This window comes from Microvirga sp. VF16 (genome assembly GCF_016864375.1).
GTDB lineage: Bacteria > Pseudomonadota > Alphaproteobacteria > Rhizobiales > Beijerinckiaceae > Microvirga.
Genome location: NZ_CP069354.1, coordinates 898,864 through 916,700, shown reverse-complemented (window position 1 = coordinate 916,700; position 17,837 = coordinate 898,864). Strand labels below are relative to the sequence as shown.

The following is a 17,837-nucleotide window of genomic DNA, read 5'->3' as shown; positions in this document are numbered from 1 at the left end:
TTGCGCACCCTTGCGATATCTGTCATCCGCCGAAGACGTTTTCGGGCAATCCCTTGATTCCGGTCTCAATCGCAAAGACGCTGCCCGACAGGGGAGCATCGGCGATCTGTGCGGCGGACAACCGGATGCGTGCGGAAGTGACGAACAGCGTCTGCAGGTCCGCGCCGCCGAACACGCAGCTTGTCGGACGCGGCACCGGCAGGTTGATGACGCGCTCCACACGCCCGTCCGGGTCATAGCGTGTGACGCACCAGCCATCCCAATGCGCGCTCCACACGAAGCCTTCAGCATCGATGGTCAGGCCGTCTGGCTTTCCCTCGCTTTCCGGCACGGTCACGAAGACGCGGCGGTTCTCGATGGCACCCGTCTCGCTGTCGAAGTCGTAGACGTAAATGGTCTGCTTCGCGGTATCGGTGAAATAGAAGAGGCGATCGTCGGGGCTCCAGCCCAGACCGTTCGAGACGTGGAAGCCCCGGTCCATCTGGTGAACTTGGCCATCCGGATCGAGCCGCCAGAGCGAGCCCTGGCCAGGCGTCGTGTCGATGGCGAGCGTCCCGGCCCAGAGCCGGCCGCGGCGGTCGCACTTTCCGTCATTGAAGCGATTGCCGGGGCGGTTGATTTCCGGCCGTGCGAGCACGGTACTCTCGTTCTTCACCGGATCGATTGCCCGCACCTCGCTCTGCATGCCGGCGATGAAGCCTCCACCTTTACGCGGGATGAGGAAACTCGTGAGCTCCGGCATCGCCCAGGAGCGATAGGAACCCTTCACGGGATCGCCAACACAGACGGATGGCGCAAGAATATCGACGAAATAGAGCTGCTGGTCTTGAGCAGACCAATGCGGCCCCTCGCCCAGGAAGAGGCTGGCGGGAATGGCGCAGCGCACATCGTTCCGGTCGGCGCCAAGAGGTCGCGGATTGATATTCAGCGACATCGCCACCTCGCCAATATTGCCTGAGATTCGCCGCGCCGCCTCGATGACATCGCGCCCGAGGGCATGAAGGCGCTCGGGTGGCAGCCGAAAAGACGGGCCGATGACGCCGATGGCGCCGAGGGGCTTGGCCTCGTGATCCAGAATGGGCGCGGCCACGGAGCTGATGCCGACATTCTGCTCGTCGATGGAAACCGCATAGCCGCGGGCCTTGGTGAGATCGAGCTGGCTGATCAGTTCGTTGAAATCCGCGATGGTATGAGGCGTCAGCCGTTTCAGCTCCGCTTCGCCCAGGAGCCTACGCCGCATCTCGAGTGAAAGATGCGCCAGGATCGCCTTGCCGAGGCCGCTGGCATAGGGCTTGGCCCGGCTGCCGACACCATTGCTGAGACGCACCGGCTGCGGCGCTTCACGCTGATCGATGTAGAGAATCTCATCGCCGTCGAGGATGCCGAGCCGCACCGTCTCGCCTGTGAGGTCACGCAGCCGTTCCAATTCAGGCTCGGCCGCTCCGCGCAGGTCGAAATCGTCCCAGACCCGGTGCGCCCATTGAAACAGGCGTGAGCCAAGACGGTAGGTCTGATCCCGGCTGTCGAGCTTCAGAAGCCGTTCGTCGACCAGAGCCTGGAGGATGCGATGCAATGTGCCCTTGGGCATGCCGGACCCTTCGAGCAGGTCCGTGAACCGGGGAGGCGCGGCTGCTGAGGCGACAAGCTCGAGGAGCTGAACGCCCCGCGTGAGCGCCTGCACGCCGGGAACCGGCCCGGACGCGCCGATTTCGGCCTCATCGTCGATTTTCAGCTCGGCCTGCATGCGTCCCATCAAAGCTCCGTCGAAAGGATGAGCCAGCTGCCCAATTGACCCTTCAGGATGGCTCCGATTATGTTGGAACTGAGTTCCAAGTCAACCCGCCTTTCGTTGAAGAGGCTTTTCGCGATGAAAATCACCGCCATCCATCACACCCTGGTGCGGGTGCCATTCACGGAAGACATCCTGTGGGGATCGGGCCGGAGGATCGGGACGACCCGGCTCATCTGCCGGATCGAAACGGATGCCGGGATTGTCGGCTGGGGTGAGACGATCTCGCTGATCGCAGCCGTGCCGGCCGTCTTCTCCGACATCGTTGCCAAGGTGGGGCTGGGCTATCCCGTGGCCGATGTGGAGCGGCTGCACCGGCACGTTCTCGGTGCCGGCTACTACCACCACAAGAGAGCAGCCGTCATGGCGATTGCGGCGCTCGAGATGGCCATGTGGGACGCTTTGGGGAAACAGGCCAAGCTTCCTCTGTCGAGCCTCTGGGGCGGGCGCTGGCGCAAGGATGTGGAAGCTGCCGCCTATCTCTTCACCAAGGATACGAAGCAGTTGAAGGAGCGGATCGGGAGGTTTCTCGATGCCGGCTATGAGACCTTCAAGGTCAAGATCGGCTTCGATGAGCCGAGCGACATCTTGCTGGCAGAAGCTTCCCGCGAGGCCATCGGCCCGCGGGCCCTGCGCCTCGACGTGAACGGCGCCTGGACGCCCGGCACCGCCAAGCGGCAGATAGAGAAGCTGCGCGCCTTCGATCCGGCCTATGTGGAGCAGCCGCTGGAACTCGACGATCTGGCGGGCCATGCGCTCCTGCGCCGGTCCACGCCGGTGCCGATCGCTCTCGACGAGAGCGCCTATACCCTGTCCGATATCGGCAACATCGTGCGCGCCGATGCTGCCGATGTGGTGCTGCTCGATCCGCACGAGGAAGGCGGGCTGTGGCAGACGATCAAGGCTGCCGCGATCTGCGAGGCGGTCGGCATTCCCGTCACTCTGCATTCCGGCGCGGAGCTCGCCCTGTCGCAGGCTGCCTATATCCACCTCGCGGCATCGATCCCCAACATGAGCCTCGCCATCGATACCGAGCGGGCCTATCTCGGCGGCGACATCTCGCCCGCTCCTCCGACCATGCTGTCCGGACGCTTTCAGGTTCCGGACGCGCCCGGCCTCGGCGTCGAGATCGATGAGGATGCCGTACAGCGCTATGCGGTCGACGGCATCGTCGGCGCCTATCTCGACAGCGAGCGGCGGGACTGGTTCCCCGTCAAGCCGGCCTACTAAAGGAGTTTCGCGTGTTCCTTGCCATCGAATGGACCTCGGCTGCCTTCCATGCCTATCTCTTCGCTCCTGACGGAAGCCTTCTCGGAGAGCGGCAGGAGGCGAGAGGCGTCAACCATGTCACCGACGGCGGATTTGAGGCCGCGCTGCGCGAGATCGTCGGAGATTGGGCAGCAGAGGCGAGCCGCATCTACCTCTCCGGCATGATCACCAGCCGCAATGGCTGGGTCGAGACGCCCTATGCGGAAACACCTGCTTCGCTGAACGACATCGCGGCGCGGGCAATCGTCAAACAGATCGACGATCTGCCGCCGCTCGTCTTTCTTCCCGGCGTCTCGGTACGCACGCCCCTCCCCGACATGATGCGCGGGGAAGAGCTCAAGGTCTTTGGCGCGATGGGCCAGAATAGCGGTCTTGTCGCCCTCCCCGGCGCCCACACCAAATGGGTTGCCGTCAAGGATGGTCGCATCGAGCGCTTCGCCACCTATATGTCGGGTGAGATCGCCGCGCTGCTCAAATCGAACTCGCTCGTCAGCAAGCTCATTCCCGCGCAATCGGCCGACAATCCGGAGGCGTTCGTGCGTGGCGTCAGGCTTAGCCAGGATCGTCGCATCGGCGGCAGCATCCTGCGGCGCATCTTCTCAGCGCGCAGCTTGGTTCTGTTCGAGGAACTGCCTCCTGCCGATATCAGCAATTATCTCTCCGGCCTGCTGATCGGCGCGGAAATCAATGAAGTGATCGAGGAATACAGTGCGCTGGACAAACACGTCACTCTGATCGGTGCACCGGCTTTGTGCCAGCGCTACAGCCTCGCTCTTCGCGAGGCGGGAATGAAAGCGACCGTGGCCGAGAATGCCGGTCTCGCAGGCTTTCGCACGCTTTGCTTGAGTCATTCCTGAGCCAAGCATCTTACGGATAGTTGCAGCGAACAACGATCACTCAGCCGCAACCGGCCTTGCCATCTTTCCTGCTGTTCGCTTCGGGCGAACCGAGGCTTTTCGCCGTTCGGAATCAGAGAAGACCCTGTGATGCAGTTCGTCCACATGGCGCACGGATTGCAGAGCTTCGAGCATCGGCTCGCAGATCAATCGCTCGCCGCAGGGCTCGCGATGGCAGACCGGGTCCCAAAGACCCATCGGCGTCCAGATCTCCGGATCGTGCCATTCCGGCATGCCTAAGATCGGATAGAGGCATACGCCGCGTATTGGCACGCCATCTAGAAGCAGTTCCTCCGCTTCCTGCGCCACCTCCCACAGCCAGCGGCCGCGGCTGTCGCCGATATGGCTGGTTTCCGTGATCATCACTTCGCCGCCATAGCGCTCCCACACTGAGCGAACGAGCGCGCTCAAGGACCACCGGCGCGGATCGTCATCCGCAAGCGGCGGGATCACGCCATCCTCCCGCGCCGCGCCGCCGAACTCCCATTGGTTGGTCCAGTAATAGTTGATGCCCACGATGTCCAAGTGCTCCCGGCTGCCGCCAAGCTCCGGCAACAGGCGACCGCAGAGCATGTCCCAGCTCTGGAAAACGAGGCGCTCGTTGAAGTCTCGCACTTCTTCCTCAAGTTCTGGACGGTCGAAGGGGCGAGCTACGCGGCACAGGGGATCGACATTCACCATGCGCGCGCCTGGGCAGGCCGCCCACAAGGCGTTGATACCTTCAATGGCCGCCCGCGTGAGCGCCACCTTGAGGTCCCAGCCGCGCCCCGTGACATGGGGTGCGAACAGGCCCTTCTCACCGGCTGCGTAAGCCATGAACGAGGGCTCGTTCACCGGCGTGAAAGCGCAGGTGCCTTCCGTGCGCTGTGCAATGTAGCGGCCGACGGCATAGCAATAATCGGCAAATCGCTTGGGAAAATCCTCGCTCCACAGGTCAAGGCCCCGCGGATAGCCGTAGTGGAAGAGATCCCAGATGACTTCCACATGATAGCGCCGCGCCGCCTCGACGAAGGGCTCGACCGTGGAGAAGTCGTAGCGTCCGCGACCGAGATCGACCAAGGGCCAGCGGATGGTTTCACGCGCCGCGTGAATGTCGAGCTCGGCGAGCTGCCGGTAATCCTCGTCGACCGTCTTGTCATGGCCCGTCGCGACCACCTGGTCGAACCAATCACCATGCCGGTTGTAGCCTGTGGATCCTTCGAATCCGGCCAGAAAGAAGCTTCTGAACATCCCGCTCTCCCCATTCGGCTTTAAAGGCTTGCCGCAGCACGGGACGGCATTTCGGCGAGCCTGCCGATGTTCTCGGTCCCGCTTCGCACCAAGCTCTGATAAATATCGACGGCCGGGGTTCGCACCCGTCGCAGCGGATCGGCCTCGTCCGGGACGATGTCCCACAGCCCCATCTGAGCCAGATGATCCGTCACGGGGCGACGGCCCTGGCGGTAGGCCCAGGTGACAAGGGCGAACATCGGCCACCAGGTATATCCCACCAGTGGAATTCCCTCTTCGCGCAGCTGCCGTGTGGCCGCGACCGATGCATCAAGCCAATCGAGCCGGCGGCGCAGGGAGCCGATCGAGGCCGTCTCCGAGATCATGAGCGGCGCTTGGTAACGCTCGTGATAGAGCCGCCCAAGACGGATGATGAGATCGGCGCCGGCATAGGGCATGCGGATCCGAAAACGCCCTCCGGCATCCCGCAGCAGCTTCTTCTGCGTGAACATCGGGTAGAGGTTCATGCCGATGACCGGAAGCGGAACGGCGTTGTCGAGGAAATAAGCGAGATCGGCCTCCCGCGCGCCGTTCTTCAACAGCCAAGACCAGAGCGAATGGTGCTCGTCGATCCGTCCCGAGACGAGATCCAACGCGAGAAAAACGATGTCCTGACGGCGCTGGGCCTCGTCCTCGAACGCAGGATCGTCAGTATCGAACAGGTCGGTCGCATCGACGAAGTACGGCACGATTTCCGGATCGACGTTCTCCAACGCCTTGACGGTTTCCACCATGCCTTTCGCGATGGCCAGCATCAGCGCCACGAAGCCGGGCCAGCTGCGCCGGAACGGCGGCCACCAACCGAGACGCCCGCAATACCAGCCGGTGATGCGCGGCTCGTTGAGCGGGGTGTACCAGGTGATCCGCCCGCGAAAACGCTCAGCGAGGCGCGCTGCATAATCGGAGACGAGCTTTGGATAGTCGGGATGAAGAAAGGCGCCTTCGATCCAGGACGGCAATCCGTAATGGACGAGGTCGACCTGAGGGTCGATGCCGAGATCGAGCAGGCGCTCCAGCGTCTCGTCGGGAAAGGTCCAGTCCCAGGTGCGCGGCGTAGGCTGGATCCGGTGCCATGGCACGCCGTAGCGGGCGCAGGGAACACCGAGTTCGGCGACAAGGCCGAGATCGTCATGCCAGCGGTCGTAATGGCCCGTCAGCTCATACTCGTCGAGGGTGCGCCCTGTGACCGGGTGTGGAGCCGTGATGAAGGTGTCCTCGATTCCGGTAGACCACCAGAAGGCTTCAGGTGCTGTCAATCGCTGGAGTTGAGATCGAGGCGGGAGCGGTCGGGTCATGCCGTGGCCATCTCTTGAGCGTCAGTGCTTCCACTGCAGCACAGCGATTAGGCCGCAGGCGAACCTCGGCCGTCATGGGATCCAGGGTAGGAAACGGCTCACATCGGAGAAAGTTGCACCTGATCCACCGCTTGAGAACATCCCCTGCCCTCGCGCGTTGGTCGGCGAAGAGCCGTCTGGCTTCACGCTAGACAAGGAGACGAGACATGGCCGAAACGATCTCCCCTGTAGATCTCCATCCTCGCCCGCAGCTGCGCCGCGAACGCTGGATCGATCTGTGCGGCCCGTGGGGCTTTGCTTTCGACGATGAGGATCGAGGGCTTGCCGAACGCTGGTTCGAGCGGACAGAGCCCTTCACTCGCGAGATCCTGGTGCCCTTCGCCCCCGAGAGCAAATTGTCCGGCGTGCACGAAACCGGCTTTCACCCGGTCGTCTGGTACCGGCGTGAGGTGGGGGTGGATGAGGCGGATCGTCGGGACCGCCTTCTCATCCATTTCGGCGCTGTCGACTACAAGGCCACCATTTGGGTCAACGGTCGCATGGCGGTCGAGCACACAGGCGGGCAGACCCCTTTTTCCGCCGACATCACCCCCCTGCTCGTTCCGGGCACAACCCAGGTGATCGTGGTTCGTGCCGAGGACGAACCACGCGACCTGCAGCAGCCGCGGGGCAAGCAGTACTGGGAGGAACAGCCCGGCTATATCTGGTATCACCGCACCACCGGCATCTGGCAGCCGGTCTGGCTGGAACCAGTTCCGAGGGTTGCCATTGCCGAGCTGCGCTGGACGCCCGATGTCGATCGCCTCGGCGCCGGGCTCATCCTCCGGCTCGACCGCGCGCCTCCCGCCGGCTGGCGCGTGAGGGTGCAACTGACGGGCGACCGGCCCGCACGCACTCTCATCGACGACACCTATCTGACCTCCGGCCGTGAGCTGCGGCGCGACCTTCTTCTCGACATCAACGATGCGGCGATCCGCCGACGCCGCACATTGCTCTGGGCTCCGGAACATCCCAACCTCATCGAGGCCGTAATCGAGCTGATCGACGGGAACGGTGCCATTGTCGACCGCGTCGAAAGCTATTTCGGTCTGCGCCGCGTTGAGGCCCGCGACGGGCGCTTCATCATCAACGGCATTCCGACTTTCCTGCGGCTGGTCCTGGCGCAGAACTACTGGCCGGATTCGCTCCTGACCGCCCCGGACGCGGATGCCCTCAAGCGCGAGGTGGAGCTGGCGCAATCGCTCGGTTTCAACGGGATCCGCATTCATCAGAAGATGGAGGATCCGCGCTTTCTGTACTGGTGCGACCGGCTCGGCATGCTCGTCTGGAGCGAAGCCGCCAATGCCTATGTGTACTCGGATCGTGCTGCCGAAATGCTGACCCGCGAGTGGCTTGAGGCGGTCCGGCGGGACTACAACCATCCTTCGATCATCACCTGGGTACCCTTGAACGAAAGCTGGGGCGTCCCGGACCTGGATCGGTCAAGGCAGCAGCGCGACTTCGTGCAGGCGCTCTATCACCTCACCCGTGCGCTCGATCCGACGCGGCCCGTGATCAGCAATGATGGATGGCAGCATGCGGTGGGCGACATCTTCGGCGTGCATGATTATGCGCCGACCGGCGACATGTTGCGGGAGCGTTACGCCGACCGGGAGACCATCGCGCGCACGTTCCGCGAAGTGCGTCCGCATCACCATCCGCTTTTGGGCGAAGGCGTCGAGATCGACGACGAGCCCATCGTGATCAGCGAATTCGGCGGGCTTGGCTTCGTGCCGCAGGCCAGCGAGGACTGGTTCGGCTACGGTCAGTTCGCCAGCCCCGATGAATTGCTCACACGCTATGAGGAACTCGTCGATGCGCTGCTTGCCTCCACCGCGCTCGCGGGCTTCTGCTACACGCAGCTCACCGATACGGCCCAGGAGACCAACGGCCTCCTCACCGTCAATCGCGAGCCGAAGTTCGACCTCGAGCGTCTGCGTGCCGTCAACAGCCGCCCATCGAAGGCGGTGCCGAGTGAGATCCTCGATGTGATGATCAAGCAGGAGGTCGAGCGCCGCCGCCGTGAGCGCGGGCAGGAATAGCACGTCCTCGCCGAGACGATGGGCGAGCGGACATGACAAGCTCCAGCTTCCGCCGGTAGCGCGGGCTGCTTTGGAACCTTGTCCCGGCACGCGGGTTCTCCTCGCACGGCCAAGCTTCGTTCATGGCGAAGTCGGCCGCAGGTTGTTGAGATGGTGCACGACGACAGCGTTCCGGAGACGAACAAAGACTATGCCATTGGCCTGGGTCGCGCCTTTGGCGGGGCTGTCATCTTTGCCATTCCGCTCCTGATGACCATGGAGATGTGGTGGCTGGGGTTCTCGATGGAGCCTGTTCGGCTGCTCCTGTTCATGAGCATCAATTTCGCCATCCTGATCGGCTTGTCCTACTTCGCAGGCTTCGAGAAGACCTTCAGCTGGAAGGAGGACGCGATGGATGCCTTTGCGGCCTTCGGGGTCGGCGTCCTCACCTCGGCGGCCATGCTCGCTCTCCTGGCGGTGATCACCCTCGACATGACGTGGAACGAGATCGTCGGCAAGGTGGCCCTGCAGAGCGTGCCGGCGAGCATCGGGGCCATGCTCGGGCGCAAGCAGCTTGGGGGCGGACAGGACATCCAGGCCGAAGAGGAGCGCAAGGCGGAAGCCGGATACGGTGGAGAGCTTTTCCTGATGCTGGCAGGCGCCCTGTTCCTGGCATTCAATGTGGCGCCGACGGAGGAAATGATCCTGATCGCCTACCAGATGTCTCCTTGGCACACCTTGGCGCTCGGCGCCCTCTCCATCATTCTTTTGCATGTGCTTGTCTACACAGTCGGCTTCTCCGGTCAGGAGAGCCGGCTGGAGGGTGGTACGTTTCTGTCCACTTTCTTCCACTTCACCCTGGCCGGATACGGCATTGCCCTGCTCATCAGCTTTTATGTGCTCTGGACCTTTGGGCGCACGGAGGGGGTGGCACCGACGGAGATCGCGAACATGGTTGTGGTGCTCGGGTTCCCGGCTTCGCTCGGCGCCGCAACGGCCCGACTGGTGATATGAGGCGGCGATGGAGCAGAACAGAGCAATCGAGAACGAAACTCACTCCGGCTCCGGGAATCATATTCCCTGGCTCGAATGGCTCGCATCAGGCTTAGGTTTTCTCTTGGCGCTCTGCGTCTTCGGCTTCATCGGGTGGCAGGCACTGCACGATGCGACCTCTTCACCGGCGATCATGGTTGCAGCAACGGAGACAAGCCAGGTTGCGGGCGGCTACCGCGTCATATTCGAGGCTCGCAATGTCGGCGGCGCGGCGGCCGCGCAGGTACGGATCGAGGGGACTATCTCAGGAGGTAGTGGCCCTGAGACCAGTAGCGTGATCCTCGACTACATTCCTGGCCACTCGGCACGAAAGGGCGGGCTGTTCTTCACCCAGAACCCGCAGTCAGGGCATCTTTCGTTACGGGCGGCAGGATTCGCCAAGCCCTGAAGCGTGCCAGTCGCGTTTCATGCCGGAACCTCCTGTCGCGCTGATGATTGCCCCTTGAAAGGTAACGTTTTCCACCTCATCAGCGGAGTGCCGTCTGAATGCCCATTCCTCTGCCGAACCAGCCTTATCCGGAGCCGACACCGGCCGATCCCAATCCGGCGCCTGTGAGTCCCCCGACGCCGCCTGAATCACCTCAGCCTGAGCCTGTCGGGGTGCCTCCGACAACCCCTGGCGACATTCCACCGCCGGGAGAACCGGTCGGAGTGCCACCCACGTCACCGCCGGAGATCCCTGTAACGCCGACAATGCCTCAGCCTACGGCATAATGCGTGTCAGGTGAGGATCCCGGGGCAAGTTTCAAAAGCGCTGCGCCGAGTATGGCTTGAGATCGATTCCGCTGGTCATTTCATCGATCAGATTTGCGACAAGCTGCGATGTGATTGCAGCCTGGGTCAAACCGTGATGACCATGACCGAAGGCGTAGACCACGCGATTGTCCTGTCTGGACGGGCCGATCACCGGCAGTGAATCCGGAATGGATGGGCGAAAGCCCATCCAGCGCCTTGCCTCCTGACCGGCATCGAAGTCGGGCAGGAAGCGCTTCAAGCGGGCAATCATCGCGGATGTGCGCTCATGATTGGGCTTGGCCTCCAGCCCCGCGAACTCAACCGCCCCTCCAACCCTGTCGCCGGCATCGAGAGGCGTGGTGACGAAGCCCTCACCCTCGAACATGATCGGTCGATTGAGGCCGAACGAACCCTTGGGATAGGTCGCGTTGTAGCCGCGCTCGGTGTCGAGAGGGATTCGATCTCCCAGCGTTCTCGCGAGCGGCCGCGACCATATGCCGGCTGCGATGATAACCCTGTCGGCTATGACGGCATTCGCGGCACTATCCGTATGGACATGGACGCCACCATCTTTCGGCTCCACTGCCACAGCGCGTGCTGCTCTGTGCTGCGCTCCCCGTTCGAGAGCAAGCCTCAAAAGATCGGACGCCAAGTGGGCCGGATCGGAGATGTGGCACGCCTCCGGGTAGAGCACACCAGCCTCGACGTTGTGGAGTGCTGGCTCCAGTTTCGCGAGATCGCTTCTGCTGAGAATGTCGACACCGATGCCGAGATTGCGCTGGCGATCGAGGATGTCTTTCGTCCGTTCAAAGGCATCCTGATGCTTCCATACGGACAAAATGCCCTTCTCTCGCAGATGAGCACTCAAATCCAATGAGGACAGCAACGTCTTCCAAGCTGGCAGAGCTTCCGCATTCATGGCGCGGATCGCGGCCATGCTGGTCTTGATCCGCGTCGGCGCCGATGCCAGCACGAAGCGGATGAGCCAGGGCATCAGAGAAGGCAGATAGGCTGGCCTGATGGTGAGTGGGCCCAGCGGATCCATCAGCCAGTTTGGAAGATTTCGCCAGACCTTGGGAGATGCCAGCGGCATGATGTCGGTATGAGCAATCCAGCCGGCATTGCCATCCGTGGGGCGCGCCGTCTGATCGCCCGGATCAATGAGAATAACCTGATGTCCTCTGTCGAGAAGGGCATGAGCGGCCGCGAGGCCGACGATTCCAGCACCGACAATCGCGATCCGCATCGTGCATCCTGTTCAGGGTAAAGATGAGGCTTCTACTGACTATGCTCGTTTGGCCTGATCCACGACTTGGAAGCCCTGCGCGAAGGGATCGCGGTCGTCGATGATGATCGTGTTGAAGCCTGTCACCCGCGCCCATCCCTCAATCGACGGAATGATGGCATCGCGATTTCCGACCTTCGCCCGCCCCTCGATGCGTCCGACAAAGGTCGAGCCGATGATGCTCTCATGAACGAACTCATCGCCCTCTTTCAGCTCGCCGCGAGCCGCAAGATGAGCCATGCGAGCCGAAGTTCCTGTACCGCAGGGTGAACGGTCGATGGCCTTGTCGCCATAGAACACGGCATTGCGGGCCGTGCCCACCTTCGTCTGCGCGCGTCCCGTCCACAGAACATGGGTCAGGCGATCGATGTCCGGATTCTCCGGATGGGCGATCCGATACCGTGCATTGAATGCCTCCCGCAGCTTCGGGCTCCAGCGCAGAATGTCTGAGGGGTTGATATCCGACAGGTCGGAATAGAGCTGTTGCGGCTCCACGATGGCATAGAAGTTGCCGCCATAGGCGACATCCACGGTCAGGTGTCCGAGCCCCTCGACTTCAACCTCGAAGCCCGTTTCATACAGGAAAGAGGGAATGTTGGTGATGCGGACCCGCTCGATGAAAGGGCCGTTCTGCTCGTATCGAGCCTCGACGACACCGGCCGGCGTATCGAGACGCAGGAGACCGGGTGTCTTCGGATGGATCAGGCCGTTCTCGAGAGCGATGGTGACGGTGCCGATCGTCCCGTGCCCGCACATGGGAAGACAGCCGGATGTCTCGATGAACAGAATTCCGACATCGCAATCGGGACGTGTCGGCGGATAAAGGATTGAACCGGACATCATGTCGTGTCCACGGGGCTCGAACATCAAGCCGGTGCGGATCCAGTCATACTCCGCCAGAAAATGCTGACGGCGCTCGAACATCGTCTCCCCCTTCAACTGGGGAATGCTGCCACCGGATACCACACGAACCGGATTCCCGCAGGTGTGACCGTCGATGCAAAAGAAGGTATGACGCGCCATCGCTTCACTCGCTGATCAGAGATATTGCCAACTATCACGAAAAGGGCGAAGGACCTCATGATCCTTCGCCGTAAGCGCATCAGGCGGCGGACTTCAAGCCGACGTCGGGAAGAACGGGGCGGTTCTTCAGGGCCTTGTCCATAACCGCCACCACCTCGGCACGCTCCTGGGCATTGAGAGCAAGACGCGGAGGCCGCGTCAACTCCGACCCACGGCCCATGATGGCCTCGCACAGCTTGATGCATTGCACGAGATCGGGCCGGGCATCGAGATGGAGCAGAGGCATGAACCATTCATAGAGCGCCCTCGCCTCCTCGTAGCGTCCCGCCTTTGCCAGACGGAACAGGGTCTCACCTTCCTGGGGAAACGCGTTCGACATGCCGGAGACCCAGCCGGCAGCGCCGAGCATCACGCTTTCGACGACGACATCGTCAAGGCCCGCGAACAGAACGAAGCGGTCGCCGACCATGTTCTTCGTATCGGTGAAGCGGCGCGTATCACCTGACGAATCCTTGAAGCAGACGATCGTTTCGCAATCCGCGAGCGAAGCCAGAATATCGGGCGTCACGTCGTTCTTGTAGATCGGGGGATTGTTATAGACCATCACCGGCAGGTCTGTGGCCTTGGCAACGCCGCGAAAATGCGCGGCGGTCTCATGCGGCTTCGAGGAGTAGACCAGAGCCGGCATGACCATGACGCCGTCGAGCCCGACTCGCTCGGCCTCCTTGGCAGCCTCGGATGCGAAGGCTGTCGTGAACTCGGCGATACCGGCGATCACCGGCACACGGCCACGGGAGACATCCTTCGCGGTCTCCATGACTGCCACCTTTTCCGAACGGCTCAGAGACGTGTTTTCCCCGACCGTTCCGCAGACGATCAACCCGGAGACGCCGTCTCGGATCAACCCGTCGATCACCTTGGCCGTAGCCTCGATGTCCAAGTCATAATTGGACTTGAACTGGGTGGTTACCGCAGGAAAGACCCCTTCCCATCCGATTCTAGCCATGCCGCCATTCTCCCACACTGGACATTGATGGGCATTATTGTAGATTGTATAAAATCTACCTTGTCAAGCCAAACTCCTGGGATGCTGCTATAGAGGCGGACCTTCCAAGTTCAGTGATTGCCCAACCCATGACGCTCGAAACCAAGCCAGCCGCCAGACCAGCGCAGAAGTCTCTTCAGCATCGGACGATTGCGGCTGCGGTGGCGGAAAACCTGCGGCAACGAATTCTGGACGGCGATTTCAAGGCAGGATTTCCACTGCGGCAGGACGCTCTGGCGGGCGAGTTCGGGGTGAGCCGCATCCCGGTTCGAGAAGCCCTGATGCAGCTCGAAGCGGAGGGGCTCGTCAAGATTCATCCCCACCGGGGTGCCATCGTCTCCGAGCTCTCGACGGACGAGGTGCAGGAGCTTTTTGAACTCAGGGCGCTGCTTGAACCGCGCCTCCTCAAGGCATCCGCCCGGCATCTGACCCCAAATGACTACGAGAAACTCAATCGGATCCTTCAGGAATACAGTGCGGAACTTCGGGCTCACCATGTCAGGCGCTGGGGCGAGCTGAATACGGAGTTTCATACGCTTCTGTACTCTCACGCCAAGCAACCCCGCACATTGGCGATCGTCGCCAACCTCCTTCAGGAATGCGATCGGCATACCCGGCTTCAACTCTCTCTGACGGATGGCATGAAGCGGGCTGAGGCCGAGCATGCCGAGCTATTGCGTCTCTGCGAGAGTGGACAGATCACGGCTGCCTGTTCTCTGTTAAAGACGCATATCGAGGACGTCGGCAAATCCTTGCGGGTCTATATCGAAAATCATCAGAGAGCTGACTGAGCACGATCATTGTTGACCATAAGGGCTCATGCTCGCTTCATTTAACTATGGGATGCCGTTCTCACCGGGAATGAGCTCGCCGTAGAAATCTGTCCGGACCAGAAGACATTGGCTAAGCCTTTGACATTGCTTGTCTTCATCTCGCTTCTCGCACAACTCGCAATCGCAGACCAAACCACCTGAGAACCGCTACCTCTTCGGGATAGTATTTACCCAATAGGGACTCCGGACCTACTTTGGAAAGCCTCTAGGTCCCAACCTCGCCAAGAAGGCTACGGTCCAGGGGTGGGGGATCGTCGCTGTGTCTGCTTCTTATCATGTAGAGCTTGGTACGCTCTCGGGACCGATGCCAAGAAAGAGAAGAAGTCTTGCGGGACAATTTCTTCTCGTTGCATTCGCCGTCATGCTGATGGGCATGCTCGCCATGGGTACTCTCGTGTCATGGCAGATCGAGAGGAGCGTTGCCGAAGTTAAAGGCATATCCACAGCGCTCTATGTCAACACCATTTTTGCTCCGCTTCTGCAAGATCTTGCAACAGGCGACGTCCTTTCTGAACACAATGCTCGCCGCCTGAACCAAGCGATGGAAAAACCGGATCTCCAGGCGAGCATCACCTCGATCCGCGTCTGGAAACATGATGGGCTTATCGCGCATGGTTCAGAGCCGGCTCTCATAGGAAAGAGATTTCCGCTTGACCCTCATTCCAAACGAGCCTGGGCTGGAGCGGTTGTGGCAGACTTCGATGGCACATTCGGCGATGGTGAAATCACTGAACCTTTTACCGGCATACCCGTGCTCAAAGTCTTTGCACCGATCCGAGATTTCGAGAGCGGCAATGTCATTGCCGTCGTCGAATTTCATGAGCGTGCGGAAGCGTTGAACTCGGAACTGATCGCATCGGAATGGAAGACATGGCTCTCGACCGCTTTGATCACTTTGAACATGATGGGATGCTTATTCGTCATCGTCGCCAATGGGAGCAAGACGATTGATCGACAGCGCGAAGCGCTGAGAGAGCGCGTTTCCCAACTTTCAGAACTGTTGCGTCAGAATCGGGTTCTGCAAGGACGCATCGAGCGTGCGGCACAGAACGCCACGGAGGACAACGAGCGCCTTATGCGACGAATGGGCTACGATCTCCACGATGGTGTCGCTCAACTGATCAGCCTCGCACTTCTGCGGTTGGACCGCGTAAAGGGTTCAAAGAGCGATCGAGACAATCTGCAGAAAATTCAAAAAGCCCTTTTGGATGCGCTCAACGATACCCGCAACATCTGCAAAGGTCTCCTCCTGCCGGAGATTCAAACTCTGACACTTAAGGAGGCGCTGCTGTTCATCGTCCGTCAGCATGAACGCAGAACGGGAACAACGATCACCTGTATGATTGCAGACCTTCCGGACCAAGCGCCGCAATTCGTGAAGATCGCCTTGTGCCGGTATATCCAAGAAAGCCTCAACAATGCTTTCAAGCACGCAGATGGCCATGAGCAACAAGTCGAAGTCAACTGGGATGGAGCGACCGTGACTGTCGAAGTGGCAGACAGAGGGCCAGGTATACGCGAATCGAGCGGAACCAAGGGCGAGCCTCGTTTAGGGCTGGCCGGTCTTCGGGATCGAATTGAGAGTATCGGAGGGGCTTTGAGCATCAAGAGCACGCCGGGTGATGGAACGCGCATCACAGCATCTCTGCCTCTGATGGATGCTGGAGGGGCGGATGCAGCATAAGATTCGGGTCGCGGTCATCGACGATCATCCGCTCTACAGAGACGGAGTGGTCTTTGCGCTCGAGTCAGAACATGACATCGAGGTTGTCGGCCAAGGAGAAACAGCCCTTGAGGCTCTTCAAATCGCTCAGGACCATGCCCCCGACGTTCTCCTCCTCGACATGAACATGCCAGGAGGCGGCGTCAATGCCGTCGCCAGAGTTGCGCAAAGTTGTCCTTCGACGAAAGCTCTCATGCTGACGGTCGTCGATGACGAGCATGAAGTGCGCGATGCCTTGAGAAAAGGGGCCAAAGGCTACCTCATAAAGGGAACCGGCAGCTTGGAGCTTGTGAATGCCATACGCTTGGTCAACGCCGGGCAGAATTACGTATCGCCCAGCTTCGCTGCACAACTCTTCATGTCGAGAGGAGCCGACGAAAACACCTCTTCGGAGACATCGAGGCATTTTCCTGAGCTCTCAGATCGGGAAGAACAGATCTTGATGCTCATTCATCAGGGGCTCAGCAATCGGCTGATCGGGGACGAACTCGGACTGACTGAAAAAACCATCAAAGGTTACGTGACCGCCGTGATGGAGAAACTTCATGTGCGCAATCGCGTGGAAGCCGCGATAGTGGCGGCGGAACGGCTGTCTGAGAGGAGGCTATCTCTGAAGTGACGCAGTGGACAAGCCCTTGTTTCCGACTGAGATAGACACGCGCATCGCAGTTGCTCTTTAGCATTTTTGAGAGGCAAATATTCCCTACCCACTTGGGGATAACACGCAAGGGCATGTAAGATACTATTCTCTCACTTCATAGATATTGCTGAATCCAAATTGAACTTAGTATCCTAAAATCCTGACGAAGTTCAATGAGCTCATTATTGAACAGATGAATATTTGCTGCACCTGTAAGCGGCAAGCGAGATTGGAACTGGGGGGCTCCAATGACAGGCCGAATTCGCGTTGGAGTGATCGATAAACATCCTCTCTTTCGGGATGGTGTCGTCCTAGCCTTGAATTCTCAACCGGACATTGACGTTGTTGGCCAAGGCGCAACCGTTTGGGATGCAATAGAGATTGTCAACAAGAGCCGACCGGACGCGATTGTACTCGATTCCAGTACGCTCGATGGCAGCATGGGGGCTGTCGAGTCGATCCTCCAGCAACATCCTACGATCCGTATCCTGATCCTTGCCGTTGTGGCGGGCGAAGAGCATGTCTACACTGCTTTAAAGCGCGGTGTCCGCGGCTATTTGCTGAAGGGCGCCAGCAGCACGGAACTGATACAAACGGTGCGGGTATTGAACCAGGGACAAAGCTTCATCTCACCAAGTCTTGCGGCCAAACTGCTTATGAAATCCGATACGGGTAGCGTCAGCGAAGCACAGGAACCAGGTTCTCTCCCACACCTGACTCCTCGCGAACAACAGATCTTGTCGATCCTGGTTCAAGGTCGCAGCAATAAGGAGATCGGCAACAAGCTTGATCTAAGCGAGAAGACGATCAAGCATCATCTGACCAACATTTTGCAGAAACTGCGCGTCCGCAATCGGGTGGAAGCGGCCCTCGTTGCATCCAATCATCTTCCACAAAGCCTGATGGCTTCCTGATGAGGCAC

The 17,837-nt window shown here is 60.4% G+C and carries 15 protein-coding genes; 9 read left to right on the top strand and 6 right to left on the bottom strand.

Translation table 11 applies throughout. The features are described from left to right. Positions 1-22: 22 nt before the first annotated feature. The gene (locus tag JO965_RS04390) at positions 23-1,753 is read right to left on the bottom strand and encodes an SMP-30/gluconolactonase/LRE family protein (protein ID WP_246776742.1); all 1,731 of its coding nucleotides are present in this window, start codon (positions 1,751-1,753) and stop codon (positions 23-25) included. A 114-nt stretch (positions 1,754-1,867) separates the two neighbouring features. Between JO965_RS04390 and JO965_RS04385 the strand changes: the two genes are divergently transcribed. Continuing rightward, entirely contained in the window at positions 1,868-3,019 is a 1,152-nt protein-coding gene (locus JO965_RS04385; RefSeq protein WP_203442496.1) for a mandelate racemase/muconate lactonizing enzyme family protein, read from the top strand. An 11-nt stretch (positions 3,020-3,030) separates the two neighbouring features. Continuing rightward, a complete protein-coding gene (locus JO965_RS04380; protein ID WP_203442495.1) occupies positions 3,031-3,915 on the top strand; it encodes a 2-dehydro-3-deoxygalactonokinase in 885 nt (294 codons plus the stop codon). A 36-nt stretch (positions 3,916-3,951) separates the two neighbouring features. On the opposite strand, the gene JO965_RS04375 is transcribed toward JO965_RS04380, so the two are convergent. Together JO965_RS04375 and JO965_RS04370 are read right to left on the bottom strand one after the other, a co-directional pair. Beyond that, positions 3,952-5,184, bottom strand: a complete 1,233-nt coding sequence (locus tag JO965_RS04375; RefSeq protein WP_203442494.1) for a glycoside hydrolase — start codon at positions 5,182-5,184, stop codon at positions 3,952-3,954. A 20-nt stretch (positions 5,185-5,204) separates the two neighbouring features. After that, positions 5,205-6,518, bottom strand: coding sequence for a family 1 glycosylhydrolase (locus tag JO965_RS04370; RefSeq protein WP_203442493.1), 1,314 nt, complete (start codon positions 6,516-6,518; stop codon positions 5,205-5,207). A gap of 206 nt (positions 6,519-6,724) precedes the next feature. Here JO965_RS04370 and JO965_RS04365 point away from each other — a divergent pair, with 206 nt between their 5' ends. The 3 genes from JO965_RS04365 (at position 6,725) to JO965_RS04355 (ending at position 10,019) form a co-directional block, all read left to right on the top strand. Continuing rightward, complete coding sequence (locus tag JO965_RS04365) at positions 6,725-8,599, top strand: glycoside hydrolase family 2 protein (RefSeq protein WP_203442492.1); 1,875 nt, start codon at positions 6,725-6,727, stop codon at positions 8,597-8,599. Between the two features lie 150 nt (positions 8,600-8,749). Continuing rightward, entirely contained in the window at positions 8,750-9,592 is an 843-nt protein-coding gene (locus tag JO965_RS04360) for a TIGR02587 family membrane protein (RefSeq protein ID WP_203442491.1), read from the top strand. 7 nt (positions 9,593-9,599) lie between these two features. After that, complete coding sequence (locus JO965_RS04355; protein WP_203442490.1) at positions 9,600-10,019, top strand: hypothetical protein; 420 nt, start codon at positions 9,600-9,602, stop codon at positions 10,017-10,019. Positions 10,020-10,376: 357 nt separating this feature from the next. On the opposite strand, the gene JO965_RS04350 is transcribed toward JO965_RS04355, so the two are convergent. From JO965_RS04350 to JO965_RS04340, 3 genes are all read right to left on the bottom strand, one after another. Beyond that, entirely contained in the window at positions 10,377-11,612 is a 1,236-nt protein-coding gene (locus JO965_RS04350) for an FAD-binding oxidoreductase (RefSeq protein WP_203442489.1), read from the bottom strand. A 39-nt stretch (positions 11,613-11,651) separates the two neighbouring features. Then, a complete protein-coding gene (locus JO965_RS04345; RefSeq protein WP_203442488.1) occupies positions 11,652-12,674 on the bottom strand; it encodes a 4-hydroxyproline epimerase in 1,023 nt (340 codons plus the stop codon). Between the two features lie 79 nt (positions 12,675-12,753). Beyond that, a complete protein-coding gene (locus JO965_RS04340) occupies positions 12,754-13,680 on the bottom strand; it encodes a dihydrodipicolinate synthase family protein (RefSeq protein ID WP_203442487.1) in 927 nt (308 codons plus the stop codon). A 128-nt stretch (positions 13,681-13,808) separates the two neighbouring features. Here JO965_RS04340 and JO965_RS04335 point away from each other — a divergent pair, with 128 nt between their 5' ends. The 4 genes from JO965_RS04335 (at position 13,809) to JO965_RS04320 (ending at position 17,829) form a co-directional block, all read left to right on the top strand. After that, entirely contained in the window at positions 13,809-14,510 is a 702-nt protein-coding gene (locus JO965_RS04335; RefSeq protein ID WP_203442486.1) for a GntR family transcriptional regulator, read from the top strand. A 301-nt stretch (positions 14,511-14,811) separates the two neighbouring features. After that, positions 14,812-16,236 (top strand): sensor histidine kinase, encoded by a 1,425-nt coding sequence (locus tag JO965_RS04330; RefSeq protein ID WP_203442485.1) that lies wholly within the window; start codon positions 14,812-14,814, stop codon positions 16,234-16,236. Further along, positions 16,211-16,894: a response regulator transcription factor gene (locus JO965_RS04325; protein ID WP_203442484.1), complete on the top strand. Its 684-nt coding sequence runs from the start codon at positions 16,211-16,213 to the stop codon at positions 16,892-16,894. The genes JO965_RS04330 and JO965_RS04325 overlap by 26 nt, the downstream gene beginning before the upstream one ends. Before the next feature lie 269 nt (positions 16,895-17,163). After that, the gene (locus tag JO965_RS04320) at positions 17,164-17,829 is read left to right on the top strand and encodes a response regulator transcription factor (protein WP_203442483.1); all 666 of its coding nucleotides are present in this window, start codon (positions 17,164-17,166) and stop codon (positions 17,827-17,829) included. Positions 17,830-17,837: the final 8 nt, after the last annotated feature.

Bases quoted from the DNA above. Each gene is read 5' to 3' on its own strand.
- JO965_RS04370 (WP_203442493.1), bottom strand. From the start codon at position 6,518: ATGACCCGACCGCTCCCGCCTCGATCTCAACTCCAGCGATTGACAGCA.
- JO965_RS04325 (WP_203442484.1), top strand. From the start codon at position 16,211: ATGCTGGAGGGGCGGATGCAGCATAAGATTCGGGTCGCGGTCATCGAC.
- JO965_RS04385 (WP_203442496.1), top strand. From the start codon at position 1,868: ATGAAAATCACCGCCATCCATCACACCCTGGTGCGGGTGCCATTCACG.
- JO965_RS04355 (WP_203442490.1), top strand. From the start codon at position 9,600: ATGGAGCAGAACAGAGCAATCGAGAACGAAACTCACTCCGGCTCCGGG.
- JO965_RS04340 (WP_203442487.1), bottom strand. From the start codon at position 13,680: ATGGCTAGAATCGGATGGGAAGGGGTCTTTCCTGCGGTAACCACCCAG.
- JO965_RS04375 (WP_203442494.1), bottom strand. From the start codon at position 5,184: ATGTTCAGAAGCTTCTTTCTGGCCGGATTCGAAGGATCCACAGGCTAC.
- JO965_RS04320 (WP_203442483.1), top strand. From the start codon at position 17,164: ATGACAGGCCGAATTCGCGTTGGAGTGATCGATAAACATCCTCTCTTT.
- JO965_RS04390 (WP_246776742.1), bottom strand. From the start codon at position 1,753: ATGGGACGCATGCAGGCCGAGCTGAAAATCGACGATGAGGCCGAAATC.
- JO965_RS04350 (WP_203442489.1), bottom strand. From the start codon at position 11,612: ATGCGGATCGCGATTGTCGGTGCTGGAATCGTCGGCCTCGCGGCCGCT.
- JO965_RS04365 (WP_203442492.1), top strand. From the start codon at position 6,725: ATGGCCGAAACGATCTCCCCTGTAGATCTCCATCCTCGCCCGCAGCTG.
- JO965_RS04335 (WP_203442486.1), top strand. From the start codon at position 13,809: ATGACGCTCGAAACCAAGCCAGCCGCCAGACCAGCGCAGAAGTCTCTT.
- JO965_RS04345 (WP_203442488.1), bottom strand. From the start codon at position 12,674: ATGGCGCGTCATACCTTCTTTTGCATCGACGGTCACACCTGCGGGAAT.
- JO965_RS04360 (WP_203442491.1), top strand. From the start codon at position 8,750: ATGGTGCACGACGACAGCGTTCCGGAGACGAACAAAGACTATGCCATT.